Origin of the sequence: Pseudomonas sp. N-137 (genome assembly GCF_034555295.1) — a bacterium.
GTDB classification, from domain to species: Bacteria; Pseudomonadota; Gammaproteobacteria; order Pseudomonadales; family Pseudomonadaceae; genus Aquipseudomonas; species Aquipseudomonas rhizophila.
Window position 1 is genome coordinate 92,741 of the sequence record NZ_JAXUDQ010000031.1, and the last position, 26,232, is coordinate 118,972.

Here is a 26,232-nt window from a genome sequence, read left to right on the forward strand (position 1 = left end):
TACCCGAGCAATCAACGCGCTGCCTGCCTGGGCAACGCAGTTTCATAAAAACAACAGCGAGGTGAAAGCATGTCTGGCAATCGTGGTGTCGTGTATCTCGGCAACGGCAAGGTCGAAGTACAGAAAATCGACTATCCAAAAATGCAGGACCCGCGTGGCAGGAAGATCGAGCACGGCGTCATCCTGCGCGTGGTATCCACCAACATCTGCGGCTCCGACCAGCACATGGTGCGCGGCCGCACCACCGCTCAGACCGGCCTGGTCCTGGGCCACGAAATCACCGGTGAAGTGATCGAAAAGGGCAACGACGTCGAAAACCTGAAGATCGGCGACCTGGTGTCTGTTCCGTTCAACGTGGCCTGCGGGCGCTGCCGTTCCTGCAAAGAACAACACACCGGCGTCTGCCTGACCGTCAACCCGGCCCGTGCCGGCGGTGCCTACGGTTATGTGGACATGGGTGACTGGACCGGCGGCCAGGCCGAATACGTGCTGGTGCCATACGCGGATTTCAACCTGTTGAAGCTGCCGGACCGCGACAAGGCCATGGAGAAAATCCGCGACCTGACCTGCCTGTCCGACATCCTGCCGACCGGCTACCACGGCGCCGTCACCGCCGGCGTTGGTCCTGGCAGCTCCGTCTACATCGCGGGTGCCGGTCCGGTTGGCCTGGCGGCTGCCGCTTCAGCCCGCCTGCTGGGTGCCGCTGTGGTCATTATCGGTGACGTCAACCCGATCCGCCTGGCCCACGCCAAGGCCCAGGGTTTTGAAATCGCCGACCTGTCCAAAGACACTCCGCTGCACGAACAGATCGCCGCGCTGCTGGGCGAACCGGAAGTCGACTGCGCCGTTGACGCTGTGGGCTTCGAAGCCCGTGGTCACGGCCATGAAGGCGTCAAGCACGAAGCTCCGGCCACCGTGCTCAACTCGTTGATGGGTGTGGTTCGCGTAGCCGGCAAGATCGGCATCCCCGGCCTCTACGTCACCGAAGACCCGGGCGCGGTCGATGCCGCGGCAAAAATGGGTAGCCTGAGCATCCGTTTCGGTCTGGGCTGGGCCAAGTCCCACAGCTTCCACACCGGCCAGACGCCGGTGATGAAGTACAACCGCCAACTGATGCAAGCCATCATGTGGGATCGCATCAACATCGCAGAAATCGTCGGCGTACAGGTCATCAGCCTGGACGACGCGCCTAAAGGCTACGGCGAGTTCGATGCAGGCGTACCGAAGAAGTTTGTGATCGATCCGCACAAGATGTTCAGTGCGGCCTAAGCGGTAGGCAAGACGGAAAAAGGGCGACAGTGATGTCGCCCTTTTTATTTGATAGGTTGCCCTCAAGGTTGTTTATTGAGTGTCAGCTGTTTATTCCTCCAAGCCTGCTGAGGAGGAGGGCCCTCATCCACATACTGCTCCCGGTAACTATATAAGCAGGTGTTTGCTACAGGCGTGGGCGTTGTTAACGTCATTTGGTACATCGGTTGTAGAAAGTTAGGGCCCACGGCCTCGCCCCGCCAGATAACTTTTCCAGAGGAGTCCTTCACAGAATACTCCTCGTAGACCGGTCGGCCAGGAATGGTCTCTGGCATTAAACGAAACACAATTTCCCCTACGGCGGGACAGCTTGTTGCGTTCGCAGCATGGGTCACGCCCAGGAGTCCAGCGACGGAAAGTATGCAAACTATTAAACCGCGCATTTCAGGTACTCGCTTGTTGATTGGAGCAACGATGATCGCTGAGCGTCGTGCTTGGGCCTACTGTCAGAAATGACAGTGGGTCAGACTAAAAGGAAATAGCCTTGCGGGTTTTCATGCGACGTTTCAGGGAAAGGATCTGAGTGAGCCGAGGGTTATTCCGGCGTCACTCTCAGAGCCTGCATGCCTTTATCACCCATCTCGATTTCAAACGAAACAGTCTGTTTCTGTTTCAATGTTTTATAACCCTCGCCAGCTATTGCCGAGTAATGAACGAACAACTCCTCGCCTCCTTTGCCGCAGGTAATGAAGCCATAGCCCTTTGCATCGTTAAACCATTTAACGGTTCCTTTGATTCGGTCGTTCATTTTTATTCTTCCTGCTTGCCCGAATGAAGAAAGGCACAGGGACTGTGGTTTGCCCATAGCCTTGTTTTTCGTTGTCACGGCTGCAGCTTAGAGTCCGTATGAACAGCTGCCTACTGTCAACATTGACAGTAGGCAATACCGAAGTCGTGGAGGACGTCGAGGGCTTGGGGGCGATGAGCAGGGCAGCAGGGAACAATCCCCCTGGACCCCAGTCCAACGCACGCTTTACGCCGCTCTTTATGAGCGGTTTTTTCATGCTCAAGAGGATGTCCCGGATGAAGGTTTCACGAGGTTTTGCACTGTCTTGCCTGCTCGCGTTGGCAAGCAGCCCGGCCTTCGCGCAGTTCAGCCTCAGTGATGCGGCCAATGCGGTGGCGGCGATGCAGGGCGATCAGCCGGGGGAGGGCGCGGTGGCAGCTGCGCCGCAAGCCGCCGGGTTGCTCAATACCCTGGGCTCGGAGCTCAAGATCACCCCGGAACAGGCCATCGGCGGTGCTGGTGCGATGCTGGGGCTGGCGAAGAACCGACTCAGTGAGCCGCAGTTTTCCGAATTGAGCAAAAGCGTGCCGGGCCTGGATCAGATCGCTGGCAACAACGCTATCGGTGGGCTGAATGGCTTGGGTGGCCTGGGCGGTTTGCTCGGTGGCGGGTCGGACAAGAACGCCTTGCTCGACGGCCTGCTGGGTAACGTCAAGGACACCCACGACCTGAACAACGCCTTCAGCGCGCTGGGCATGGACAGCGGCATGATCGGCCAGTTTGCCCCGGTGATCCTTGAATACCTCGGCCAGCAGGGCGTGGCCAGTTCGCTGCTGCAGAACCTGGGTGGCATCTGGGGAGCCGGCGCGGGTATCTGATCAGCCGCGCTCGTTGCGCAAGGCAGCGATGCGCTGATCTTTTTCGATCCAGAGCTGGTTCACCCAGTTCTGGACATGCTGGCGAAACACCGGATCGTTTTCGTAATCGCCCTGCCACAGCGCCGGGTCCAGCTCGCGGGTCTGGATGTCGATAATGACCTTCGGCACCGCACCGCTGATCAAATCCCAGAACCCCGGCGTCCGTTCCTGGGGGTACACCACCGTCACGTCCAGTACCGCGTCCAGTTGCTCGCCCAGCGCCGCCAGCACGAATGCCACGCCACCGGCCTTGGGTTTGAGCAGGTGTGTGAAGGGAGACTGTTGCTGTTGGCTCTTGGCGGCGGTGAAGCGTGTGCCTTCGAGGTAATTCACCACGGTGACTCGTTGGCGCTTGAACAGCTCGCAGGCCTGACGGGTGATTTCCAGGTCTTTCCCTGCCAGCTCCGGATTTTTTGCCAGGAAGGCCTTGGTGTAGCGTTTCATGAAAGGGTAATCCAGCGCCCACCAGGCCAGGCCCAGGAACGGTACCCAGATCAACTCTTTCTTGAGGAAAAACTTGAAGAACGGCGTACGCCGGTTGAGGACCTGGATCAGCGCGGGGATGTCGACCCAGGACTGGTGATTGCTGATGACCAGATAAGAGGTGTCGCGGCGCAAGTCGCCACCGCCGCGTATGTCCCAGCGGGTGGGGATGCACAGGGCGAAGATCAGTTTGTCGATTTCGGCCCAGGTTTCGGCGATCCACATCACTGCCCACGAGGCGCAGTCGCGAAGACGCCCGGGCAGGACCAGTTTGAGCAACGCGAACACCATCAACGGCCCGAACAGCACCAGGGTGTTGAGTAACAGCAGAAGGGTGACAAAACAGCCGGTGAGCAGGCGGCGCATAAATAACTCTTGCAAACAGGTGGGCGGGCCATGATAAGCAGCTTCGGGCGGCAGGCCAAATCGAGGTGAAACGAGCAACCTGTGGCGAGCGAAGTGATCTGTGGGAGCAAAGCTTGCTCGCGATGAAAGTAACGCTATTTCTCTGGAACCGTGGTGGCCGTATCGCGAGCAAGCTTTGCTCCCACAGACCCCCTTTCCCCGGCAGAGATGTTCTTGACGCCAACCGAACGAATTCACAGCCCACGGTCTAAAATCCCGCTGCCCACCCATACAAAGGAAGTCCATTACGTGAAATCCCTTCTCGCTCTGCTTTCCCTGGTGGCCCTTCCAGTGCTGGCCGCCGAACCGACTCTTTACGGGCGCTACGAATACATCGCGCTGCCGGAAATCGGCGGTGAGGTGCTCAAGGCCAAGATGGACACCGGCGCCCTGACGGCCTCGCTGTCGGCCAAGGACATCGAAACCTTTACTCGCGACGGCGAGGACTGGGTGCGTTTCCGCCTGGCGACCAAAGGTGCGAGCAACAAGCTCTTTGAGCACAAGGTCGCACGCATCAGCAAGATCAAGACCCGTTCGGAAGAAGATGAAGACGACGAATCGGCTGCCCCCAGCAAACGTCCGGTGGTGGAGCTTGAAATGTGCCTGGGTGATGTCAAGCGGACCGTTGAGGTCAACCTGACGGACCGCAGCAGCTTCAACTACCCGCTGCTGATCGGCGCCAAGGCCCTGCGCGAGTTTGATGCGGCGGTGAACCCGGCCCGACGTTTTACCGCTGACAAGCCCGACTGCTGATTTCCCTGATTGACGTGCCCCCGGGGTTGGGGCACCGTTCCGGCAACTTTACTGTCGGGCGCGGACGCCATGCCTCACATTCTGATTGTCGAAGACGAAGCCGCCATTGCCGATACGCTGGTGTTTGCCCTGCAAGGGGAGGGTTTCGGCACCACCTGGCTGAGCCTTGGCGCGGCTGCGCTTGAGCATCAGAAAAGCACCCCGGCGGACCTGATCATCCTCGACGTGGGCCTGCCGGATATCAGTGGATTCGAGACGTGCAAAAATCTCAGACGTTTCAGCGACGTTCCGGTCATCTTTCTTACAGCCCGGGATGCTGAGATCGACCGGGTAGTGGGGCTGGAGATCGGGGCCGACGATTATGTGGTCAAACCGTTCAGCCCTCGGGAAGTGGCGGCGAGGGTCCGCGCCATCCTCAAGCGCGTCGCGCCGCGACCGCCCACGGATCTGGGCGCCGGGCTATTTCAGGTCGACACAGAGCGGGTGCAGATCCACTATCGTGGCCGACCGCTGAACCTCACCCGTCACGAATTCCGCCTGTTGAACTGTCTGCTGGAGCAACCCGAGCGTGTGTTCAGCCGCGAACAACTGCTCGACGCCCTGGGTGTGGCCAGTGATGCCGGCTACGAGCGCAGCATCGACAGCCACATCAAGAGCGTGCGCGCCAAATTGCGTCTGGTCAGGGCCGAGGCTGAACCGATCCAGACTCACCGTGGCCTCGGCTACAGCTACAGCCCGGGGCAGAGCTGATGTCGCTGGGCATCCGGATTTTCCTGGTGTATGTGCTGTTCATTGGTTTGACCGGGTATTTCGTCCTCAACACAGTGATGGAAGAAATACGCCCCGGCGTGCGCCAGTCCACCGAAGAAACCCTGGTGGACACCGCTAACCTGATGGCCGAGATCCTGCGGGACGATTTCAAGGCCGGCACCCTCAACCAGAACCGCTGGCCGCAACTGCTCAAGGCTTACGGTGAGCGCCAGCCTGCAGCATCGATCTGGGGGTTGCCAAAGAACCAGGTCAACCATCGCATCTACGTCACGGACGCCAAGGGGATTGTGGTGCTCGACTCCAGCGGTGTGGCGGTGGGCCAGGATTATTCGCGCTGGAACGACGTCTACCTGACCCTGCGCGGGCAATACGGCGCACGCTCGACCCGCAGCGTTGCCGATGATCCGACGTCTTCGGTGATGCACGTTGGCGCGCCGATTCGCGACAACGGCCGGATTATCGGCGTGGTCACCGTGGCCAAGCCCAACAGTTCGCTGCAACCCTATGTCGACCGCACCGAGCGGCGCCTGTTGGCTTACGGCGCCGGGTTGATCGGCCTGGGGCTGCTGTTGGGCGCCTTGTTGTCGTGGTGGCTGAGCGCGGCGCTACGGCGTTTGACTGTTTATGCCGAGGCCGTCAGCCAGGGGCAACGGGTGGAGGTGCCGCATTATCGCGGCGGCGAGTTCGAGCAACTGGCCGGGGCGGTGGAACACATGCGCACCCAACTGGAAGGCAAGGCGTACGTCGAGCGCTACGTGCATACCCTGACTCACGAACTCAAGAGCCCGCTGGCGGCAATCCGTGGTGCCGCCGAGTTGCTGCAGAGCGACATGCCGACGGCCCAGCGTCTGCGTTTCGTCAGCAACATCGACAACGAAAGCGTGCGCATGCAGCAGTTGATCGAGCGTTTGCTCAACCTGGCCCAGGTCGAGCAGCGACAGGGACTGGAAGAAGAGGTTGCCGTGCCGCTGGCGGCATTGATGGACGAACTGCTGGAGGCCCGCAGTGGCTGGATCGAAAGCCGGCATTTGCAGATCGAGCGGCACATTGCCGTGGACCTGACATTGACGGGGGAGCCGTTTCTGTTGCGTCAGGCCCTGGGCAATCTGCTGGAAAACGCCCTGGACTTCACGCCCGTCAACGGGTTGTTGCGCATGAGTGCCGAGCGTGTCGGCAACCGCGTCGAGATCCGGCTGTTCAATCAGGCCGAACCGATTCCCGACTACGCCTTGCCGCGTCTGAGCGAACGCTTCTACTCCCTGCCGCGTCCGGACAGCGGTCGCAAGAGCACCGGGTTGGGCCTCAACTTTGTGGAGGAAGTGGTGCAGTTGCATGCCGGGGAGTTCAGTATTGGCAATGTCGAGGGTGGGGTTGAGGTGGTTTTGCGGTTGCCTTGAAACCGCCTCTGCTGCCTGACAGAACGCAACCCTGTGGGAGCGAGCCTGCTCGCGATAGCAGTGGCTCAGCTTGCACGGGTGTTGCTTGACAGTCAGCTATCGCGAGCAGGCTCGCTCCCACAGTTCGTTTGCCTTGGGCAGTCTCCACACAATCTCCACAATCTCTCCATAACCCCAGCACACAGCCGGCTCAAGCTCTCCCTCATTCGAACAGGGAGAGCCCCACATGAACCGCAGCCTCGCCGTAAAACTGGGCATGATTGCCCTATTGATCCTCCTGCTGATGATCCCGTTGTTGATGATCAACGGCCTCATCGACGAGCGTCAGGAACTGCGCGACGGTGTACTGCAGGACATCGCCCGCAGTTCCAGTCACAGCCAGCAACTCATCGGGCCGATGATCGTGGTGCCGTTTCGCAAGGATGTGCGGGTCTGGAATACCAACGAGAAGACCGGCGCGCGGTTCCTGGAAACCGTCGAGCAAAGCGGTGAGTTATATTTTCTGCCGGAGCAATTGGACGTCGACGGCCAGATCCGCACAGAAACCCGTGCACGCGGGATCTACGAGGCGCGGTTGTTTCATGCCGACAACCGGATCGACGGCCACTTCAAGGTGCCTGAGCGTTTCGGCGTGGCCACCAAGGATTTTGCCGACTACCGCTTTGACGAGCCCTATCTGAGCGTGGGCATCAGCGACATCCGCGGTATCGAGAATGCACTGACCCTGAAGCTCAACCAGCAGACCGTCGATTTCCTGCCCGGCTCGCGGATCGGCTGGCTGGGGCAGGGCGTGCATGTGCCGCTGCCAATGGTCACGGCCCAGGGCAGCACTGAGCTGACCTTCGGTTTCGACCTGCGGCTGCAAGGCACCGGTCAGTTACAGATTCTGCCGGTAGGTAAGTCCACCCAAGTGCACCTATCGGCCGACTGGCCGCACCCCAGCTTCATCGGCAACTACCTGCCTACCCAGCGCGACATCAATGAGCAGGGCTTCAGTGCCGACTGGCAGACCTCGTTTTTCTCTACCAACCTGCTGGAAACCTTGCAAGCCTGCGAGCCAAGCGATGGCTGTGAAGCGTTTCGCAGCCGTGCCTTTGGTGTGAGTTTCATCGACCCGGTGGACCAATACCTCAAGAGCGACCGGGCGATCAAATATGCACTGCTGTTCATAGCGTTGACGTTTGCCGGGTTCTTTCTCTTCGAAGTGCTCAAGAGCCTGGCGGTGCATCCGGTCCAGTACGCCTTGGTGGGCGTGGCGCTGGCGTTCTTTTACCTGTTGCTGCTGTCCCTGTCGGAACACATCGGTTTTGCCCTGGCGTATTTGCTGTCAGCCAGCGCCTGTGTGCTGCTGATCGGGTTCTATGTCTGTCATGTGTTGCGCAGCGTGAGCCACGGCCTGGGGTTTTCGGCGGGGTTGGCGGGCTTGTACGGTTTGCTCTATGGATTGTTGAGTGCCGAGGACTACGCCTTGCTGATGGGCTCGCTGTTGCTGTTCGGTCTGCTCGGTGTGTTCATGGTATTGACCCGTAAGCTGGACTGGTACCGGGTGGGAGCGAAGCCGACAGCTGCGATGACGTTCAATCTGGGAGAGGTGAAATGAGCCGGTCGCTGGGGTTGCGCGAGGACCGGCAATGGCGAGCAGTGCTGGTGACGCGCATAGGGCAGTTGTTTCCCTTGGATCCGCTGCGCTGCCATCACGGGCAAGCCTTGCTCCCACAGGCGGAGCAAGGTCTATGTGGGAGCAAGGCTTGCCCGCGACAAGGCCAGTATGGCTAACGCAGGACTAGATTCTAGGCACTGTCTCGACCATCGAAGGCCGCAAGCTCACTTCGGCAAACCACGCTGCCAATTGTGGATTGGCCTTGCGCCATTCCAGATCGGGATGGCGCAGGTCCAGGTAACCCAGGGCGCAGGCCACGCTGATGGACGCAATGTCGAAATGGCAGGCCAGTTCGGCGATTGCCTCGGCTTCGAGCATGCCCAGGGCGCGGCGGATCTTGTCTCGTTGCGCATCGAGCCACTCGGCCCAGTGTTTTTCGACGGGTCGCAGGGCGGTTTCGTAGCGAATCATCACCGCGGCATCCATGATTCCGTCAGCCAGGGACGCCAGGGTCAGGCGTCGCCACCGGGCTGCGCCGTCGCGGGGGATCAGCGGATTGCCGACGTGCTGGTGGTCGAGGTAATCAAGAATGACGCGACTGTCGTGGAGCACATTGCCGTTGGCCAGGCGCAGGGCCGGGATCTTGCTCAGGGGGTTGTCATCAATGAGTGCCTGGTCCGGCCTGACCGGCGTGAGCTGGCTGAGCTGCAACGCCACGCGGTCTTGCTGGCCGGTTTCGTGCAGCAGCACCAGGACCTTGCGCACGAAAGGCGAAGCGGGGTTGTGGAACAACGTCATGCTGGGGGCCGACATGCAGGTATCCTCGATTAACGGGCAAGGGCTTAGCCTAGACAGTTCCAAGGCGGCTGGCGAGGCCGATTGGATACCAGTGTGGGAGCGAGCCTGCTCGCGATAGCGCAGTGTCAGTCGATATCAATGTGACTGGTTCACCGCCATCGCGAGCAGGCTCGCTCCCACATTGGGTCCGCGTCGGGCTGAAGTTATCTGCGTTTGATCAGCCCCCAGGTTCCCAGCACCGTCGGCACGCCCAAACCCACCCAACTCACGGCATCCCAGGCCCCATCGCCGAGCAATGCCGAAAACAACCCCGCCGCGCTCAGCACGCCGATTGCCACGGGAATACCAAACACTTTCCAGAAACTCGACTGCCGGGGCCTCACGAGACCACCTGCGCTGCGACCGCTGCGCGCTTGGCCGCTTTTCGCCGCACGACCCAAAGGTAGACGCCGCTGCCGAGGACGATGATGGTCAGCACGTCCAGGGTCGCCCAGAAAATCTGCATCGGCCGACCGCCGTAGTCGCCGAAGTGCAGCGGCAGGGACAGGCTCATCATATCCATGTACCACGGCCGTTCAGCCACGGCGGTGACGTCCAGGGTGCTGGCGTCGATCAATACGGGTGTCAACAGATGTGAGGTCAGGTGGGTGTCACCTTTCATGAACACGCTGTAGTGGTGTTCGCTGGAAAACAGCGTACCGGGGAAGGCGATGAAGCTGGGTTCCATGCCCGGCGCAACCTCTTTGGCGATGTCCAGCAAGCGGGTCGCTGGGGCCAGTTGCGTCAGCGGCGGGGCGTCGCGATAGGGCTCGACCATGGCGCTGAGGCTGTCATTGCGCCAGGCGGCGATGATCAGGTCGGCGCACGCCGCGATGACGCCGGTCACGCCCACCGTCAGCGCCCAGACCAGCGTGACCACGCCGATCAGGTTGTGCAAATCGAGCCAGCGCAGGCGCGTGGATTTATCCTGGCGCACCGTGGCGAATTTCAGGCGGCGCATGAACGGCAGGTACAACACCACACCGGAAACGATGGCGATCACGAACAACAGGCCCATGAACGCCAACAGCAACTTGCCTGGCAAGCCGGCGAACATGTCCACATGCAGGCGCAGCATCACCATCATGAAACCGCCGTTGGCCGAGGGCATTTCCAGGGCCTCGCCGGTGCGGGCATCGAGCATGAACGTGTGGGAGGAATTGGGTTCGGTGCCCGGCGTCGGCGCCATGATGGTGATGACACCGTTGGGATCATCCTCGTCCCAGCCAAAATACTGGACCACCTCACCGGGGCGATGGGCCTTGGCTTTTTCCACCAGTTGCGCAAGGTCCAATGGCGGTGTGTCGGCCGGCATTTCGCGAAGCTCGGGGGCGTCGCCCAGCAGATGCTCGATTTCGTGATGAAAAATCAACGGCAGCCCGGTGATTGCCAGCATCAGCAGAAATACCGTGCAGATCAGGCTGGTCCAGGTGTGGACGAAGGACCAGCGACGGATGGTTTTGCTTTTCATGATTGATCCGAATGCAAAAAGGGCCACAGGTGGCCCTTCAAAAGGTTTACGCAAATGCTAACCGTTTACCATTTGTAATTCACGCTGGCGACGACGCTGCGTTGATCGCCGTAGTAGCAGTAGAAACCGTCACACGTGGACAGGTAGTCCTTGTTGAAGACGTTTTTTGCATCCACCGCCACCGATACCCCTTTGAGCGAGTTGTCCAGGCGACCCAGGTCGTAATGGGCCGAGGCGTCATACACGGTATAGGAACTGACATGGCCCCAGTCGGTGTTGGTGGTGTTGCCATAGGTGTCGCCGACGTAACGCACACCCGCACCGACACCAAAGCCGTCCAGCGGGCCGTTGTGCCAGGTGTAGTCCGCCCAGGCGGTGGCTTGGTTACGCGGCACCTGGGCCATGCGCTTGCCTTTTTCCGCCGTCGTGCCTTTGGTGATTTCACTGTCGTTGTAGGTGTAGGAGCCGATGAGCTTCAGGTTGTCGGTCACGTCGCCCGAGGCCTCCAACTCCAGGCCACGTACCTGTACTTCACCCACTTGGCGGGTGACGTTGTTTTCGGTGACAGAGTTGTTTTTCTGGGTCAGGTCGAACACCGCCGCCGTCAGCAGGGTTTTGGTGCCGGGTGGCTGGTACTTGATGCCCGCTTCGTACTGTTCGCCTTCGGTCGGCTTGAATGCATCGGTGCTGTTGACGTTGGTTCCGGCCGCTGCCTGGAAGGACTGGGCGAAAGAAATGTACGGCGTCACGCCATTGTCGAAGACGTAGCTCAGCGCCGCGTTGCCGCTGAATTTCTTGTCGCGCTGGGTGTTGGTCGCGCCGGCCTGGTTGTGGAACTCGGTGCCGGTGTGGATCCAGTCTTCACGACCACCCAGGGTCAGACGCCAGTTGTCCAGGGCGATCTGGTCCTGGATGTAGAGACCGGTTTGCTGGGTCTTCTGGTTGTAGTCGTACATGGTGAAGTACTGGACGTTGGAGAAATCCTGTCCGTAGGTCGGGTTGTGGATGTTGCTGGTCGGCACGCCAGTCGAACCCCAATCCCAGCGTGAATTGCTGTTGGAGCGCTGGTGATCCAGGCCCAGCAACAGGGTGTGGCTGAGGGCGCCGGTCTGGAAGTCGGCCTGGAAGTTGTTGTCCACGGCGAACTGGCTGATGTCTTCGTTGATGACGCTGGCGCTGCGCTTGACGTTGCCGTTGGCATCCACGGATTGGTCGGGGCCGTCTGGCCAGAATTGGCCACCTGCGGAGATGCCTTGGGTTTCCAGGTCGCTCTTGGTATAGCGCAGGTTCTGGCGGAACTGCCAAGTGTCGTTCAGACGATGTTCAAACGCATAACCGAGGGCGTAGTAGGTGCGGTCGTAGAATTCCCAGTCCGGGTCACCCAGGTTTTTGTGGTGGGAAATCTTGCCGGCCGGCGACGACAGCTTGGTGCCTTGCAGCGGCAGGAATTGCCCGGTGATGCCGGTGTCGTCGCGGGTGTACTGAGACAGGAAGGTCAGGCGGGTGTCGTCGTTGATGTTCCAGGTCAGGCTCGGGGCGATGTTGTAGCGTTTGTCCGGGATGTGATCGACCTGGGCGTTGCTGTCGCGCACCGTGCCGCTGAGTCGATAGAGGAACTGGCCTTCGTCATCGACCTTGCCGGTGCTGTCGAAGTTGATCTGCTTGTGTTCGTAGCTGCCGGCTTGCAGTTCGACCTGGTGGCTGCTTTCAGCTTGCGGACGACGGCTGACCATGTCCAGCATGCCGCCGGGTGGCGTCTGGCCGTAGATCGAAGACGCCGGACCACGCAGCACGGCGATGCGTTCGAGGTTCCAGGGCTCGATTTTCGGCGTGACGTAGTTGCCCTTGGGCAGCGGCAGACCATCGAGGAACTGCGTCGGTACAAAACCGCGCACCAGCAGCCAGTCGTTGCGTGAGTCCGAGCCGTAGCCGCTGCTCTGCACGCCAGCGGTGTAGCGCAGGGCGTCATTGAGGTTGAGGACCGAGCGATCTTCCATCTGCTGGCGTGTGACCACGGAAACCGAGCGCGGCAGTTCGACAATCGGCGTATCGGTCTTGGTGCCGGCTGCCGTGCGAGTGGCGACATAGCCATCGGTCGGACCCCACGCGGTCTCGCTGAGGCCGGCGCCGATCACGCTGGTTTCCGGCAAAGCCATGACGCCTTCGGGCACGGCCACCAGGCTGTAGGTGCCGGCGCTGCTTTGTTGCAGTTGAAGGCCGGTGCCGCGCAACGCCTCACGTAATGCGCCAATGGCATCGAACTGGCCCTGGACCGGTGCCGAGGTTTTGCCCGAGGCCAGGGACGGGGTCAGACTCAGGGCGAGCCCGGCCTGACTGGCGATCTGGTTCAGGGTGCTGGCCAATGGTGCGGCGGGCAGGTTGTAGGTGCGCACGCTCGAGGCTTGTTCGGCGGCCAGCAACGGGCCGCTGACCAACGGGGCGGCAAAAGCGATGGCAACGGCCAACAGACTGGGGCGCAACAGGGTGTCTAGCGGGCGGGACATACGGCGGCTCCTGAATGGAAATATTTCTCAATTGCCTTGGTGCCGGATGAAAATTCAAAAGTGATAGGGCTGGATGAAAATAATTTAGATTCAGATTGAGGTGAGGTGTCCAACGGGTCTTCGGATCGGGACGGCTTCATCGCGAGCAGGCTCGCTCCCACAGGGGATCACTGAAGATCAAATGTGGGAGCGAGCCTGCTCGCGATGGGGCCTCAAGGCTTGGTCTCGACCCTCGGCCCCACCATCACCCACCAGCGCGTGTGATGCTCGACTTGCACCGGCAAGGTCGGCAGCAGGGCGCTGAGTGCCAGATCGGTATCGTGCAGCGGGAAGCTGCCCGTGATGCGCAGGTCGGCTACCTGTGGCTCGACGCCCAGGTAGCCGCGACGATAGCGTCCCAGCTCATGGACCAGGTCTTCGAGGCGGGCGTTGTCCACCACCAGCATGCCGCGGGTCCAGGCATCGGCGCCCGGACTCAGGGCCATCGTCGGCCCGAGACCGTCGCGACGCATCAACACCTGCTGGCCTTCGCGCAGGATCTGCTCTTCGTCGGTGGCCTGCGGATGCGCCGCCACTGCCGACTTCAACACGCTCAGGCGCGTGCCTTCTGCTTCTCGCTTGACCAAAAACCGGGTGCCCAGGGCGCGCATGTTGCCTTCGCGGGTTTCAACGATAAACGGACGCGGATCGTTGTGGCCGGTTTCCACCAGGATCTCGCCTTCTTGCAGGACAATGCGGCGCTGCTTGTCATCGAAACGCACGTCCAGCGCACTGTGGGTGTTGAGGTTGATCAGCGTGCCGTCGGCCAAGCGCAGGACGCGTTGTTCGCCGGTGGCGGTGCGCTGGTCGGCCAGCCAGTAGTCCAGCGGCAAGTAACGATCTCCGGCAAACAACGCCAGGCCGATCACTGCAACAATGCTGGCCAGGCTGCTACCGAGCTTGCGCACCCGGCGACGGATGTTTGCTCTGGATTGCAACAACGCGGCTCGCCCAGGGCCGTTGGCGACACTGAAGCGTTGGTCAAGCATGCCCAGTTGCCGCCAGGCCCGGGCATGTTCTTCGTCGGCGGCATGCCATTGGGCGAACGCTTCCCGCTCCTGGGCACTACCGCCGCCTGAGTCCAAGGACAGTTGCCAGGCAATGGCCGCATCCAGAACCCCGGTCGAGACGGGTTTGGAAGAAGGCGTGCTCATGTCGGCTCACCATAAAGCGCGATGTAGCACTGGCGCATGCCCTGGGCCAGGTACTGCCGCACCCGGGGCACGGAAACCCCCAGGCGCTCGGCGATTTCTGCATGGCTGAGGCCGTCGAGGCGGTTGTAGAGGAAGGCGGCGCGGGCCTTGCTCGACAATTTGCCAAGCAGCCGATCGATAGCCTTGAGGTCTTCGAGGATCAGTTGCTGCTCTTCCAACGACGGCTGTTCGTTTTCCGGGATCAGCATCAGCTCGGTGAGGTAGGCCTGCTCCAGCGCCGCCCGACGGAAATAATCGAACAGCAGTCCCTTGGCGATCGCCACCAGAAACGCCCTGGGCTCTCGGGGCGCTGTCAGTTCCTCCCGGCCCAGCAGGCGCACGAAGGTGTCCTGGCTCAGATCTTCGGCCCGTTGCGGGCAGGCCACGTTGCGGCGCAGCCATGCCAATAGCCACCGGCGATGGTCACGGTACAACGCACCAACCAGATCACTGTGGGGGCTTGGGGCTGACGACACGAAGCATCACCGACGTTTTAAGTAACGAGAATTGTTCGCGATTGTCGCAGAGGCGGGGGAGAGAAAGCAATTGGCGCTGGTCGGAGCACGATCCGCGGGTTCAGGTGAGTCTGTAGGAGCAAGGCTTGCCCGCGATGGCATCGCCGGGACTGGCAGCCTGGCCGAGTCGCCTGCATCGCGGGCAAGCCTTGCTCCCACAGGTCAACCACCTTGGGCTAAAGCGAAGGCGCCCGTTGCCGTCGCTTCCATTGGCTCAGGTGCTGTTGCAGCTCAAGCGGGCTATGGATCTGCTGCTGACGGGCACGGCTGAACAGAATGAGCGCCAATTCGGCGGTGGCCAGGGCGTCGGCGCTGGCGTTATGACGGTCGAAGACTTGCAATTTGCACCAGTCGATCCAGTCGTCCAGGCCGGCCTTGCGCAGGTGCGCTTGAGGGCAGAGCATCGGCGCCAGGTCAGCGACATCCAGAAACGAATGCTGCAAGCGATAACCGAGGTAATCCTTCAGTGCTCGCCCCAGCATGTGGGAGTCGAACGGCGCATGAAATGCCAGCAGAGGGCTGTCGCCGACGAATTCCATGAACGCCAGCAGCGCCTCGGCGGGGTCGCTGCCGGCGGCAATTTCACTCGGCGCCAGGCCATGGATCAATACGCTGGGTCCCAGCTTCTGCTTGTCGCACTGCAAGGTGCGTTCGAACTGTTGGCTGAAGTCGATGGCGCCGTCCTCTATGACCACCGCACCGATGGACAGCACCTGATCCTTGTTCAGGTTCAACCCCGTGGTTTCCAGATCCAGCACCACCCAGCGTTGCTCCCTCAGGCTGCATTCACCCAGGGGCGCGGGGGCCGGCAGGCGCTCCAGGCGCTGTTGCACGTCTTCAGGCAACATCGGTTGGACCGGGCGTAACCAGGAAAAAATGCTCACAACTGGTACCTCAGCGTCAGGCTGCTTTGCAGCCGTTGGGCTTGGCGCAGGGATTCGCGCAGAATGCGCCGGTCCAGATGATTAAGGCTGTCGGGGTCGACCCGGTTGGAGTAGGGCAGGTTTTCGCGGGTCTGCAGTTGATGTTGTTGCATGCGGGTTTGCTGGATGAAGTGGTAGGCCTCTTCATAGGCCGCGCCATCGAGCGGTTGGATCACGTCCTTGATGACCAGTTGCCGCAAGCGCTCCAGGGTATTGTTGGCTTCGATGCCATTGGCCAGGGCCAGCAGGCGAGCGCCGTCGACAAAAGGCGTCAGGCCTTGCACTTTCAGGTCCAGGGTGGCTTTTTCGCCGTTCTTGCGGCTGAGCACGAAATCCCTGAAGCGTCCCACCGGTGGACGATGACGCAGCGCGTTCTCGGCCATCATGCGCTGGAACAAACGGTTATCGGCCACCTGTTCGAGCACTTGCTGGCGCAACTGCTCACAGCCTTGCTCATCGCCCCAGACCACCCGCAGGTCGAAATAGATACTCGAGCTCAATAGGTTTTCCGGCGTCGCTTCACGAATGAATGCGGCAAAGCGTCGGGCCCATTCGGCGCGGGACAGGCACAGCTCCGGGTTGCCGGCCATGATGTTGCCTTTGCACAAGGTGAAACCACAGAGGGCCAGGCTCTGGTTGATCTGTTGGGCGATGGGCAGCAGCAGCCCGCGGATCTGCGCCGCATGGGCGGCGTCCCGGGCTTCGAACAGGATGCCGTTGTCCTGATCGGTGTGCAGGGTCTGCTCGCGCCGGCCTTCACTGCCGAAACACAACCAACTGAACGGCACGCCCGGGTCACCCTTGTCGGCCAGGGTCAGTTCGATGACCCGGCACACGGTGTGGTCGTTGAGCAGTGTGATGATCTGGGTGATCTGCGTCGACGACGCACCATGGGCCAGCATGCGCTCGACCAATTGACCGATCTCGCCGCGCAGGGCCACCAGGGTCTCGACTTTCGGAGCGCTGCTGATGGTCCGTGCCAGATGTACCAGGTCGACCCGCTGCAGGGAAAACAGATCGCGCTCGGACACCACGCCGCACAAGCGATGGTCCTTGACCAGACAAACATGGGCAATGTGGCGCTCAGTCATGGCGATGGCCGCGTCGAAGGCGCTGTGGTCCGGCGAGAGATAGAAGGGTGTCGGGGTCATGTGCGCGGCGATGGCTTCGGAAAAATCCCCGGAGCCGTCGGCGACCACATGCCGCAGGTCGCGCAGGGTAAAAATCCCTACCGGCGCTTTTTGCTCGTTCACCACCACAATGCTTCCGACCTGCTGTTCGTGCATCAGTTTCACGGCTTCGCGCAGGGGCATGTCGGGGTTGCAACTCACCGGATGACGCATCGCCAGCTCGCCCAGCCGGGTGTTGAGGGAGTATTGGGTGCCGAGGGTTTGCGCGGACTTCTGCTGGACTTGCTGATTGAACTGGTCGAGCAGGCTGCTGACTCCACGCAGCGCGAAATCACGAAACGGGCTCGACAGGGCGAACAGCTTGATGAATGCCTGCTTGTTCAACTGCAGGCAGAAGGTGTCCTCGCCGGCACGGTGTTCGGTGCGCGTGGCCCGCTCGCCCAGCAGCGCGGCAAGGGGGAAGCATTCGCCGGTGGTGATTTCGAAGGTGGTCTCGGTGCCACCTTTTGCCGAATGCGGACGCTCGCCCACGACCCGGCCCTGCTTGACGATATAAAAGTGTTCCACCGTGCCGTCGGCCGGTTTGATGATGGTGTCCCCCGGTGCGTAAAAACGCAGCAGGCATTGCTCCACCAGATAAGCCAGGTGAGCGTTTTCCATTTGGTTGAACGGGGGAAAACGCTGAAGGAATTGCAGCGTTCCCTGGATGTTCTGCAACACCGCGGTTTTCCCAGCCTGGGTAAAGGCGTCCGTTTTTTTCATAACCATGGCGCAGTCTTTTTTGAATTGTTGTGGTCGGATCTGTCCCCATGGTCAACCCCTGAGGGAAGGGTGCCCATTGGACGTAAGTCTAGGTCAACGCAAAAGGCTGGGAACGATAGAAAAATCCCTCGTGTGGTCTATCCGAAGCCTGCAATAAATGTACTTGGAAAAAAATCCGACGAAGTGCACATTGAAGCGACGCAGAACGATGTCTGACCACTGTGCCAGGGGATCGATTAAAGAACGTAGAGAGCATCATGTCCGACCACGATATTTTGAGTGACGCCGAGCGCGAGGCGCTGAGTGCCGTCATGCTGGAACCCGACCTGCCGCCGCAACGAGTCTTGATTGTCGATGACGACAAGGACGCCCGTGAGCTGCTATCGGAAATTCTGGCCCTGGACGGCATTCACTGCATGACCGCCGCCAGCGGTGAAACGGCGCTCAAGTTGCTGGAAACCAAGCCGTCGATTGGCCTATTGATCACTGACTTGCGTATGGGCAATGTCGATGGCCTTGAACTGGTCCGCCTGGTCCGTGAGTCGGAGCGGGCAGCGCTGCCGATCATCCTCGTCTCCGGCGATGCCGACGTGAAGGACGCCATCGAAGCGATGCACCTGAGCGTAGTGGATTTTTTGCTCAAGCCTATTGATACGGAAAAATTGCTGGGTCTGGTCAAGCATGAGCTGGGGATGGATCTTTAAAGTTGTCTGTGGGAGCCGATGAATCCCACAATGACTCGAGCATCAGCTAGGGCTTGGTGATTTTGCAATGAAAAAGCCCTGATCTTTCGATCAGGGCTTTTTCTTGTGCTGCGTTTTACCCTTCAATCACAGCCCATTGGCTGCCTTGAACTCGCGACGACGACGGTGCAGCACCGGCTCGGTATAGCCGTTAGGCTGCCGGGTGCCTTCGATCACCAACTCCACTGCCGCCTGGAAGGCGATGTTGCTGTCGAAGTCCGGCGCCAGTGGACGGTACAGCGGGTCGCTGGCGTTCTGGCGGTCCACCACCGGCGCCATGCGCTTGAGGCTTTCCATCACCTGGTCCTGGGTGACGATGCCATGGCGCAGCCAGTTGGCGATGTGCTGGCTGGAAATACGCAGCGTCGCACGGTCTTCCATCAGGCCAATATCGTTGATGTCCGGCACCTTGGAGCAACCTACGCCCTGGTCGATCCAGCGCACCACGTAACCGAGGATGCCCTGGGCATTGTTGTCCAGTTCGTTCCTGATCTGCTCCGGCGTCCAGTTCGGGTTCACGGCCAACGGGATGGTCAGGATGTCGTCCACCGAGGCGCGGGCACGTTGGGCCAGTTCGGCCTGACGGGCGAACACGTCGACCTTGTGATAATGCAGCGCGTGCAGCGCTGCAGCGGTCGGCGACGGAACCCACGCGGTGTTGGCACCGGCCATGGGATGAGCGATTTTCTGCTCCAGCATCGCTGCCATCAGGTCCGGCATGGCCCACATGCCCTTGCCGATCTGTGCGCGACCCTGCAGGCCGGTGCTCAGGCCGATATCGACGTTCCAATTCTCATACGCGGCGATCCACTTCTCGGCTTTCATATCAGCCTTGCGCACCATCGGGCCGGCTTCCATGGAGGTGTGGATTTCGTCGCCGGTGCGGTCCAGGAAGCCGGTGTTGATGAACACCACGCGTTCACTGGCGGCCTTGATGCAGGCCTTGAGGTTGACCGTGGTCCGGCGCTCCTCGTCCATGATCCCGACCTTGAGGGTGTTGCGCGGCAGGTTCAGCACGTCCTCGACGCGACCGAACAGTTCGTTGGTGAACGCCGCTTCTTCCGGCCCGTGCATCTTTGGCTTGACGATGTACACCGAGCCGGTACGGCTGTTGCGGCGCGAAGTATTGCCGTTGAGGCTGTGGATTGCCGCCAGGCTGGTGACCAGGCCATCCAGGATGCCTTCCGGTACTTCCTGACCGTCCTTGTCCAGGATCGCGTCGATAGTCATCAGATGACCGACGTTGCGCACGAACAGGAGCGAGCGGCCATGCAGGGTCAGGCCCGAACCGTCGACCGTCGTGTACGCACGATCGGGGTTCATGGTGCGGGTAAACGTCTGACCGCCCTTGGCGACCTGTTCCGACAGATCGCCCTTCATCAGGCCGAGCCAGTTACGGTAGATCACCACTTTGTCATCGGCATCGACGGCGGCGACCGAGTCTTCGCAGTCCATGATGGTGGTCAGCGCCGCTTCCATCAGGATGTCTTTGACGCCGGCGGCATCGGTCTGGCCGACGGGGGTGCTGGCGTCGATCTGGATTTCGAAGTGCAGGCCGTTGTGCTTCAACAGCACGGTGGTCGGTGCCGAAGCGTCGCCCTGGAAACCGATCAGTTGCGCGTCGTCACGCAGGCCGCTGTTGCTGCCGCCCTTGAGGGCAACCACCAGTTTGCCATCGACGATCTTGTAAGCGGTGGAATCGACATGGGAGCCGGCCGCCAACGGCGCGGCTTCGTCGAGGAAGGCGCGGGCAAAGGCAATGACCTTGTCGCCGCGTACCTTGTTGTAGCCTTTGCCTTTCTCCGCGCCGTCGGCTTCGCTGATGGCATCGGTGCCGTACAGCGCGTCGTACAAAGAACCCCAGCGGGCGTTCGAGGCATTGAGGGCGAAGCGGGCATTCATCACCGGCACGACCAGCTGCGGGCCGGCCATGCGGGCGATTTCGTCATCGACATTTTGCGTCGTGGCCTGGAAATCCGCCGCTTCTGGCAGCAGATAACCGATGTCTTGCAGGAAGGCTTTGTAAGCCACGGCGTCGTGGGCCTGGCCGGCACGGGCCTGGTGCCAGGCATCGATCTGTGCCTGGAAATCGTCGCGTTTGGCGAGTAGGGCTTTGTTCTTCGGGGCCAGGTCGTGGATGACTTTGTCGGCACCGGCCCAGAACGCATCGGCGGTGAGGCCGGTTCCGGGGATAGCTTCGTTATTCACGAAGTCGAACAGGACTTTGGCGACCCGCAGGCCACCGACTTGAACGTGTTCAGTCATTGCTTGCCTCACTCTGCTCAGCTATTTCGCTTTTCAGCTCTTCGATTTTGACAATGAAGCCTCGGGACATTTAAACCACAAACCCCGGAACCAGTACATGCCATCGCTGGCGGCTGGGTGGGACCTGTCACGGGCGTTAAGCCTTGCTGACGGGGCTTTCAGGGATGCGACCGCGCCTTGAACAGTCATTGGTCCAACATTATGTAGTGCGCGCTGCGGCATACTACATGATCAATTGCGGTTGTGAAAATTAGACTAATTGCGTCGTTCCGCGACCCACTAAAGTGTTACGGTCACGACGAGGCACGGGATGTTCTCAAAAAACGTATGGATTGTTCCATATAAATCTTGATCTTTGTACACGATGTATCTGGTTTCATCCTGTGGGAGCAGAGCTTGCTGCGATACAGGTGCCCTGGTTTCAGAAGGACCGAGTTGTTTTCATCGCGAGCAAGCTTTGCTCCCACAGAGGCGAGGTTTATATCTTTAGGGCACGAGCCTGTCCGCGACCACCTGCCTATACTCTTCTTTCCACAACAAGAGGGCTCGCGCCATGGACCATCTCGTCATCACTGTTTTCGCCCCGGACAAGCCCGGGTTGGTCGAGCAGATCGCCCTTTGCATCGCCGAGCACGGCGGTAACTGGCTGGAAAGCCGCATGTCCCGTCTGGCGGGACAATTTGCCGGGATCCTGCGCCTGAGCGTTCCGGCTGAGTCCCATGATGAATTGATCGAAGCCTTGCAAGGCCTGTCGGCCCACAACATCCGCGTGCTGATCGCCGAGGGCATCGTCGAAGAGTCCTGCACTTGGAAGCCTATCGCGATGGAGCTGGTGGGTAATGATCGCCCGGGGATCGTGCGCGACATCACGCGCTTGCTGAGTGAGCAGGGCGTCAACGTCGAGCGACTGGTCACGGACGTGCGGCCGGCGCCGATGAGCAGCGAGTTGCTGTTTCATGCCGAAGCGATCCTCGGGGTGCCAGTGACCTTGTCCCTGGACACTTTGCAGGAGCGTTTGGAAACCCTGGCCGATGAACTGATGGTGGAGCTGAAACTCAGCGACGAGAACTGATAAAGGTTATCCAAGGAAAAACTGCGCCTGCCTGTGGATAACCTGTAGAGACACCTCGCCAGCCCACGTCCGCCGGGCGCTGGCGGGATATGATTAAAAAATCACCAGTTTTCAAGGGCTTGTGCACAAACGGCGGGGATCACGCTGTGGATAACCTTGGGAAGGATAAGCGCAGGCCACGCCAGGCGTGGCCTGTGGAGGTTCGTACGTTTTTTGATCAGTTGCGCCGGCGCATGCTGATCACGGCATCGACGCTATACACCGCAAGCCCAGCCCAGATAAACAGGAACGCCACCAATGTGCTGGACGACAGATGCTCACCGAACAGCAGTACGGCGAGCAACAACACCAGCGTCGGTGCGATGTACTGGAGGAACCCGAGGGTGGTGTAGGGCAAATGCCGCGCCGCAGCGTTAAAGCACACCAACGGCACCAGCGTCACGGGCCCGGCCGCCACCAGCCACCAGGCTTCGGAGGTGGTCCAGAAAACGGCTTGGGCGCTGGTAGCCGCCGGGTTGAACAACAACCAGGCAATGGCGATCGGCACCAGCATCCAGGTTTCCACTACCAGTCCGGGTAAAGCCTTGACCGGCGCCTGCTTGCGGATCAGCCCATAAAAGCCGAAGGTCAGCGCCAGCACCAGCGACACCCAAGGCAGGCTGCCCACTTGCCAGACCTGCTGCGCCACACCGACCGCGGCCAACCCCACCGCCAGCCACTGCATGCGTCGCAACCGTTCACCCAGGATCAACATGCCGAGCAATACGTTCACCAGCGGGTTGATGTAGTACCCCAGGCTCGCTTCGAGCATGCGCTCGTTGTTCACCGCCCAGACATAGGTCAGCCAGTTGGCCGCGATCAACGTACCGCTCAGGGCCAGGATTGCCAGCCGCTGTGGATTGTCCCGCAGTTCGCGCCACCAGCCCGGGTGTTTCCAGACCATCAGCAACGCCGCGCCGAACAGCGCTGACCACAGCACCCGGTGGATGATGATTTCCACGGACGGCACGTTGGCGATGGCTTTGAAATAGATCGGGAACAGACCCCAGATGATGTAGGCACTCAGGCCCAGGATATACCCGCGACGCGGGTTGGCGGCTTGCATGCAGAATCCTTGCTTAGGCAGCTAACAAAAGAGTGATTGTAAGGAGATTTGTCAGATTGTGCTGTGAACCTTTATGCGCGCCATCGCCGGCCCCTGTGGGAGCGAGCTCGCTCGCGATGACGACGGCCCATTCAACATGGACATCGACTGACCTACCGCGATCGCGAGCAGGCTCGCTCCCACAGGGGGGCGGCAGTGGCAAATCAGAACAACTTCAACGGCTCCTCATTGAGCGCCGCCAGCTGCTCGCGCAACGCCAACACCTGGTCGCCCCAGTAGCGTTCGCTGCCGAACCACGGGAAGCTGCGCGGGAACGCCGGATCGTCCCAACGGCGCGCCAGCCAGGCGCTGTAGTGCATCAGGCGCAAGGCCCGCAGTGGCTCGATCAAGGCCAGTTCACGCGGGTCAAAGTCATGAAACTCGCGGTAGCCGTCCATCAATTCCGACAACTGCCCCAGGCATTCCTGGCGATCACCGGCGAGCATCATCCACAAATCCTGTACCGCCGGGCCCATGCGGCAGTCGTCCAGGTCGACGATATGAAAAACCTCGTCGCGGCACATCATGTTGCCGGGGTGGCAGTCGCCGTGCATGCGGATGTTCTGGTGAGGCGTGGCGGCATAGACCTCTTCGACCCGTTTGAGCAGGTCCCTGGCCACCGACTCGTAGGCCGGAAGCAGGCTGCGGGGTACGAAACCGCTTTGCAGCACGGTGGCCAGCGAATCGTGGCCGAAGTTTTTCACGCCCAACGCTTCACGATGCTCGAACGGACGGGTCGACCCGACCGCGTGCAGGCGCCCGAGCAATTGCCCCAGGCGATAGAGTTGGTCGAGGTTGCCCGGCTCAGGCGCGCGGCCGCCACGACGGGGAAACAGGGTGAAACGAAACCCGGCGTGTTCGTGCAGACTGACGCCGTTGTGAATCAGCGGCGCTACCACCGGCACGTCGCATTCGGCCAGTTCGAAGGTGAAGCGGTGCTCTTCCAGAATCGCTTCGTTGGTCCAGCGCTGAGGGCGATAGAACTTGGCGATCAGCGGCTCGGCGTCTTCGATACCCACCTGATAGACACGGTTTTCATAGCTGTTGAGGGCCAGCACACGGGCATCGCTGAGCAAGCCCATGCTTTCAACGGCATCGAGCACCAGGTCGGGTGTGAGGGTTTCAAACGGATGGGACATGCTGACTCCTGCGCAGCGGCAGGGCTGCCGCGTCCGGCCCAGCATGGTAGCGCAGACGGAGGGAGATAGGTGACGGCTGTCGGTGATCGTTCCCACGCTCTGCGTGGGAACGCCTCATGTGACGCTCCGCGTTACTCTTTGGGACGCGGAGCGTCCCTGGCTGAATCCCCACGCAGAGCGTGGGAACGATCAGCGTGAGGGCTATCAGGCGCCGATGACCCCGCCATCCTCACGGGTAATCACCATCACCGACGACCGCGGCTTACCGTTGGGCAGATGCTCGGGGAATGTCGAGCCGCCGCTGGGATGCTGGATGCCGACGAACAGGGTTTTGTAGTCTGGCGAGAAGCTGATGCCGGTCACTTCGCAACCCACCGGCCCGACCAGGAATCGACGGATTTCGCCGCTGTCGGGGTCGGCGCAGAGCATCTGGTTGTTGCCCATGCCGGCGAAGTCCCCGGTATTGCTGAAATCACCGTCGGTCTGAATCCACAGCCGCCCGGCCTTGTCGAAGCCCAGGCCATCGGGGCTGTTGAACATGTTCTGGGCGTTGATGTTGGACGAGCCGGCTTTCGGCGTGCCGGCGTGTACCGCCGGGTTGCCGGCGACCACGAACAGATCCCAGGAGAAGGTCTTGGAGGCATGATCGTCGCGGTCGGTGCGCCAGCGCAGGATCTGCCCGTAGACGTTCTTGGCCCGAGGGTTTGGCCCTTCCACCGGTTGACCGGCATCACCGCGCTTGGAGTTGTTGGTCAGGGTGCAATAGACCTGGCCGTCCTTGGGGCTGACCACGATCCACTCGGGGCGGTCCATGCGCGTGGCGCCAACGGCACTGGCGGCCAGGCGCGCATGGATCAGCACTTCGGCCTGGTCAGCGAAACCGCTGCTGGCGTCGATGCCGTTCTTGCCGTGGGTCAGCTCGATCCACTGGCCCTTGCCTTTGGGGTGGTCCGGGTTGCCGTCGCCGGCATCGAAGCGCGCCACATACAAGGTGCCGTGGTCCAGCAGGTTGCGGTTGGCTTTGGCATTGCGATGGTTGATGCGCTCGCGGCTGACGAACTTGTAGATGAATTCGCCGCGCTCGTCATCGCCCATGTACACCACGGCGCGACCGTCATTGGTCTGCGCGAGGGCGGCGTTTTCGTGTTTGAAACGGCCCAGAGCAGTGCGTTTTACCGGGGTGGATTGCGGGTCGAACGGATCGATTTCCACCACCCAGCCATGGCGATTGAGTTCGTTGGGGTTCTTCGCCAGATCAAAACGCGGGTCGTGCAGGTGCCAGTTGATTTCACTGCTGGTGACAGTGGCGCCATAGCGTTTTTGTGCCGCGTCGAACTGCAGGTCCGCCTTGCTGCTGCCGAAGCAGTCAGTGAAGTTCTCTTCGCAGGTCAGGTACGTGCCCCACGGCGTCATGCCGTTGGCGCAGTTCTGGAAAGTCCCCAGCACTTTTTTGCCGCTCTTGTCGGCGCTGGTTTTCAGCAGGTCGTGGCCGGCTGCCGGACCACGCAGGCGAATCGGCGTGTTGCCGTGGATCCGGCGGTTGTAGCGCGATTCCTGGACGAACTGCCACTGGCCGCGACGACGCTGGATCTCGATCACCGACACGCCTTCGGCGGCTTGGGCCTTGCGCACGTCTTCGGCCGACTGCGGCTGGCCGCCGTGAGGGAACAGGTATTGGTAGTTGGTGTACTCGTTGTTGATCGCCATCAGCGCCCGGTTCTTGTCGCCGGGGAATTCGAACAGGCTCATGCCGTCGGTGTTGTCGCCAAACTGCTCTTCCTGAGCGCGGGCTGTTCCATTGCCACTGGGGTCGAACGCCGGTGCATTTTTGCGCAGTGGCTGGCCCCAACTGATCAGCACCGAGGCTTTGTAGCCCGGAGGCAGGGTAATGGTGTCGGCCGTGGCGGCGGCGATGCTTTTAAAGCCCAGCAGCTTGCTGTTGCCTTCGCTCACGGCGGCGGCCAGCACGCTGCGGCTCAGCAGGTTGCCGCCCAGGAACATCGCCGCGCCGCACAGGGCGCCGGCGCTGATGAAGCTTCGACGGCTCAGGCCGACGATCTTTTCCAGGTCGGTGGATTGGTTTTCTTCTAATAGGCTCATCATCAGGCTCCCTGCTGGTTTTGGCAGTCACCTT

Annotated in this window: 22 protein-coding genes; 8 read left to right on the top strand and 14 right to left on the bottom strand. The window is 60.9% G+C overall.

Features of this window, described 5'->3' with window-relative positions; translation table 11 throughout:
- Positions 1-69 precede the first annotated feature (69 nt).
- Positions 70-1,269 carry a formaldehyde dehydrogenase, glutathione-independent gene (gene fdhA / locus T3A99_RS26070; RefSeq protein ID WP_047228141.1) on the top strand — a complete coding sequence of 400 codons (1,200 nt, stop codon included), beginning with the start codon at positions 70-72 and terminating at the stop codon, positions 1,267-1,269.
- Positions 1,270-1,843: 574 nt separating this feature from the next.
- Here fdhA and T3A99_RS26075 read toward each other — a convergent pair.
- Complete coding sequence (locus T3A99_RS26075) at positions 1,844-2,056, bottom strand: cold-shock protein (protein ID WP_076383403.1); 213 nt, start codon at positions 2,054-2,056, stop codon at positions 1,844-1,846.
- Between the two features lie 275 nt (positions 2,057-2,331).
- Between T3A99_RS26075 and T3A99_RS26080 the strand changes: the two genes are divergently transcribed.
- Positions 2,332-2,913 carry a DUF2780 domain-containing protein gene (locus tag T3A99_RS26080; RefSeq protein WP_047228139.1) on the top strand — a complete coding sequence of 194 codons (582 nt, stop codon included), beginning with the start codon at positions 2,332-2,334 and terminating at the stop codon, positions 2,911-2,913.
- Here T3A99_RS26080 and T3A99_RS26085 read toward each other — a convergent pair whose 3' ends face one another.
- Positions 2,914-3,801 carry an acyltransferase gene (locus tag T3A99_RS26085; RefSeq protein ID WP_288912926.1) on the bottom strand — a complete coding sequence of 296 codons (888 nt, stop codon included), beginning with the start codon at positions 3,799-3,801 and terminating at the stop codon, positions 2,914-2,916.
- Between the two features lie 288 nt (positions 3,802-4,089).
- Here T3A99_RS26085 and T3A99_RS26090 point away from each other — a divergent pair, with 288 nt between their 5' ends.
- From T3A99_RS26090 to creD, 4 genes are all read left to right on the top strand, one after another.
- Complete coding sequence (locus tag T3A99_RS26090; protein WP_047228137.1) at positions 4,090-4,593, top strand: ATP-dependent zinc protease; 504 nt, start codon at positions 4,090-4,092, stop codon at positions 4,591-4,593.
- Positions 4,594-4,662: 69 nt separating this feature from the next.
- Entirely contained in the window at positions 4,663-5,343 is a 681-nt protein-coding gene (gene creB, locus T3A99_RS26095; RefSeq protein ID WP_173406475.1) for a two-component system response regulator CreB, read from the top strand.
- A complete protein-coding gene (gene creC, locus T3A99_RS26100) occupies positions 5,343-6,761 on the top strand; it encodes a two-component system sensor histidine kinase CreC (RefSeq protein ID WP_274090692.1) in 1,419 nt (472 codons plus the stop codon). The genes creB and creC overlap by 1 nt, the downstream gene beginning before the upstream one ends.
- 226 nt (positions 6,762-6,987) lie before the next feature.
- Entirely contained in the window at positions 6,988-8,361 is a 1,374-nt protein-coding gene (gene creD, locus T3A99_RS26105; RefSeq protein ID WP_274090693.1) for a cell envelope integrity protein CreD, read from the top strand.
- A 183-nt stretch (positions 8,362-8,544) separates the two neighbouring features.
- On the opposite strand, the gene T3A99_RS26110 is transcribed toward creD, so the two are convergent.
- The 8 genes from T3A99_RS26110 to T3A99_RS26145 form a co-directional block, all read right to left on the bottom strand.
- Positions 8,545-9,174: a glutathione S-transferase gene (locus T3A99_RS26110; protein WP_076383408.1), complete on the bottom strand. Its 630-nt coding sequence runs from the start codon at positions 9,172-9,174 to the stop codon at positions 8,545-8,547.
- A 188-nt stretch (positions 9,175-9,362) separates the two neighbouring features.
- Positions 9,363-9,542, bottom strand: a complete 180-nt coding sequence (locus T3A99_RS26115; protein WP_076383409.1) for a hypothetical protein — start codon at positions 9,540-9,542, stop codon at positions 9,363-9,365.
- On the bottom strand, positions 9,539-10,669 hold the full coding sequence (locus tag T3A99_RS26120) for a PepSY-associated TM helix domain-containing protein (RefSeq protein ID WP_173406477.1): 1,131 nt from the start codon (positions 10,667-10,669) through the stop codon (positions 9,539-9,541). Before T3A99_RS26120 ends, T3A99_RS26115 begins: the two co-directional genes overlap by 4 nt.
- A 65-nt stretch (positions 10,670-10,734) precedes the next feature.
- Positions 10,735-13,173 (bottom strand): TonB-dependent siderophore receptor, encoded by a 2,439-nt coding sequence (locus T3A99_RS26125; RefSeq protein ID WP_322834951.1) that lies wholly within the window; start codon positions 13,171-13,173, stop codon positions 10,735-10,737.
- 212 nt (positions 13,174-13,385) lie between these two features.
- A complete protein-coding gene (locus T3A99_RS26130) occupies positions 13,386-14,366 on the bottom strand; it encodes a FecR domain-containing protein (protein WP_188251818.1) in 981 nt (326 codons plus the stop codon).
- On the bottom strand, positions 14,363-14,881 hold the full coding sequence (locus T3A99_RS26135; protein WP_047228128.1) for an RNA polymerase sigma factor: 519 nt from the start codon (positions 14,879-14,881) through the stop codon (positions 14,363-14,365). Before T3A99_RS26135 ends, T3A99_RS26130 begins: the two co-directional genes overlap by 4 nt.
- A 215-nt stretch (positions 14,882-15,096) precedes the next feature.
- Entirely contained in the window at positions 15,097-15,804 is a 708-nt protein-coding gene (locus T3A99_RS26140; RefSeq protein ID WP_047228127.1) for a PolC-type DNA polymerase III, read from the bottom strand.
- On the bottom strand, positions 15,801-17,735 hold the full coding sequence (locus T3A99_RS26145) for a putative nucleotidyltransferase substrate binding domain-containing protein (RefSeq protein ID WP_305468590.1): 1,935 nt from the start codon (positions 17,733-17,735) through the stop codon (positions 15,801-15,803). The genes T3A99_RS26140 and T3A99_RS26145 overlap by 4 nt, the downstream gene beginning before the upstream one ends.
- Before the next feature lie 257 nt (positions 17,736-17,992).
- Here T3A99_RS26145 and T3A99_RS26150 point away from each other — a divergent pair, with 257 nt between their 5' ends.
- Entirely contained in the window at positions 17,993-18,439 is a 447-nt protein-coding gene (locus tag T3A99_RS26150; protein ID WP_047228125.1) for a response regulator, read from the top strand.
- Between the two features lie 126 nt (positions 18,440-18,565).
- Here T3A99_RS26150 and T3A99_RS26155 read toward each other — a convergent pair whose 3' ends face one another.
- Positions 18,566-20,743: a malate synthase G gene (locus tag T3A99_RS26155; protein ID WP_047228124.1), complete on the bottom strand. Its 2,178-nt coding sequence runs from the start codon at positions 20,741-20,743 to the stop codon at positions 18,566-18,568.
- A 553-nt stretch (positions 20,744-21,296) separates the two neighbouring features.
- On the opposite strand from T3A99_RS26155, the gene T3A99_RS26160 reads away from it, so the two are divergent.
- The gene (locus tag T3A99_RS26160; protein ID WP_047228123.1) at positions 21,297-21,815 is read left to right on the top strand and encodes a glycine cleavage system protein R; all 519 of its coding nucleotides are present in this window, start codon (positions 21,297-21,299) and stop codon (positions 21,813-21,815) included.
- A gap of 217 nt (positions 21,816-22,032) precedes the next feature.
- On the opposite strand, the gene rarD is transcribed toward T3A99_RS26160, so the two are convergent.
- The 3 genes from rarD to T3A99_RS26175 form a co-directional block, all read right to left on the bottom strand.
- Positions 22,033-22,920: an EamA family transporter RarD gene (rarD, locus tag T3A99_RS26165; RefSeq protein ID WP_047228122.1), complete on the bottom strand. Its 888-nt coding sequence runs from the start codon at positions 22,918-22,920 to the stop codon at positions 22,033-22,035.
- Between the two features lie 203 nt (positions 22,921-23,123).
- Positions 23,124-24,098, bottom strand: coding sequence for a serine/threonine protein kinase (locus T3A99_RS26170; RefSeq protein ID WP_047228121.1), 975 nt, complete (start codon positions 24,096-24,098; stop codon positions 23,124-23,126).
- A gap of 204 nt (positions 24,099-24,302) precedes the next feature.
- A complete protein-coding gene (locus T3A99_RS26175; protein WP_047228120.1) occupies positions 24,303-26,198 on the bottom strand; it encodes a PhoX family protein in 1,896 nt (631 codons plus the stop codon).
- Between the last annotated feature and the right edge of the window lie 34 nt (positions 26,199-26,232).

Coding starts and splice junctions, on each gene's coding strand:
- T3A99_RS26085 (WP_288912926.1), bottom strand. CDS start 3,801: ATGCGCCGCCTGCTCACCGGCTGTTTTGTCACCCTTCTGCTGTTACTC.
- T3A99_RS26075 (WP_076383403.1), bottom strand. CDS start 2,056: ATGAACGACCGAATCAAAGGAACCGTTAAATGGTTTAACGATGCAAAG.
- fdhA (WP_047228141.1), top strand. CDS start 70: ATGTCTGGCAATCGTGGTGTCGTGTATCTCGGCAACGGCAAGGTCGAA.
- T3A99_RS26150 (WP_047228125.1), top strand. CDS start 17,993: ATGTCCGACCACGATATTTTGAGTGACGCCGAGCGCGAGGCGCTGAGT.
- T3A99_RS26110 (WP_076383408.1), bottom strand. CDS start 9,174: ATGTCGGCCCCCAGCATGACGTTGTTCCACAACCCCGCTTCGCCTTTC.
- creD (WP_274090693.1), top strand. CDS start 6,988: ATGAACCGCAGCCTCGCCGTAAAACTGGGCATGATTGCCCTATTGATC.
- T3A99_RS26125 (WP_322834951.1), bottom strand. CDS start 13,173: ATGTCCCGCCCGCTAGACACCCTGTTGCGCCCCAGTCTGTTGGCCGTT.
- T3A99_RS26130 (WP_188251818.1), bottom strand. CDS start 14,366: ATGAGCACGCCTTCTTCCAAACCCGTCTCGACCGGGGTTCTGGATGCG.
- rarD (WP_047228122.1), bottom strand. CDS start 22,920: ATGCAAGCCGCCAACCCGCGTCGCGGGTATATCCTGGGCCTGAGTGCC.
- T3A99_RS26155 (WP_047228124.1), bottom strand. CDS start 20,743: ATGACTGAACACGTTCAAGTCGGTGGCCTGCGGGTCGCCAAAGTCCTG.
- T3A99_RS26160 (WP_047228123.1), top strand. CDS start 21,297: ATGGACCATCTCGTCATCACTGTTTTCGCCCCGGACAAGCCCGGGTTG.
- T3A99_RS26175 (WP_047228120.1), bottom strand. CDS start 26,198: ATGAGCCTATTAGAAGAAAACCAATCCACCGACCTGGAAAAGATCGTC.
- creB (WP_173406475.1), top strand. CDS start 4,663: ATGCCTCACATTCTGATTGTCGAAGACGAAGCCGCCATTGCCGATACG.
- T3A99_RS26120 (WP_173406477.1), bottom strand. CDS start 10,669: ATGAAAAGCAAAACCATCCGTCGCTGGTCCTTCGTCCACACCTGGACC.
- creC (WP_274090692.1), top strand. CDS start 5,343: ATGTCGCTGGGCATCCGGATTTTCCTGGTGTATGTGCTGTTCATTGGT.
- T3A99_RS26080 (WP_047228139.1), top strand. CDS start 2,332: ATGAAGGTTTCACGAGGTTTTGCACTGTCTTGCCTGCTCGCGTTGGCA.
- T3A99_RS26170 (WP_047228121.1), bottom strand. CDS start 24,098: ATGTCCCATCCGTTTGAAACCCTCACACCCGACCTGGTGCTCGATGCC.
- T3A99_RS26145 (WP_305468590.1), bottom strand. CDS start 17,735: ATGAAAAAAACGGACGCCTTTACCCAGGCTGGGAAAACCGCGGTGTTG.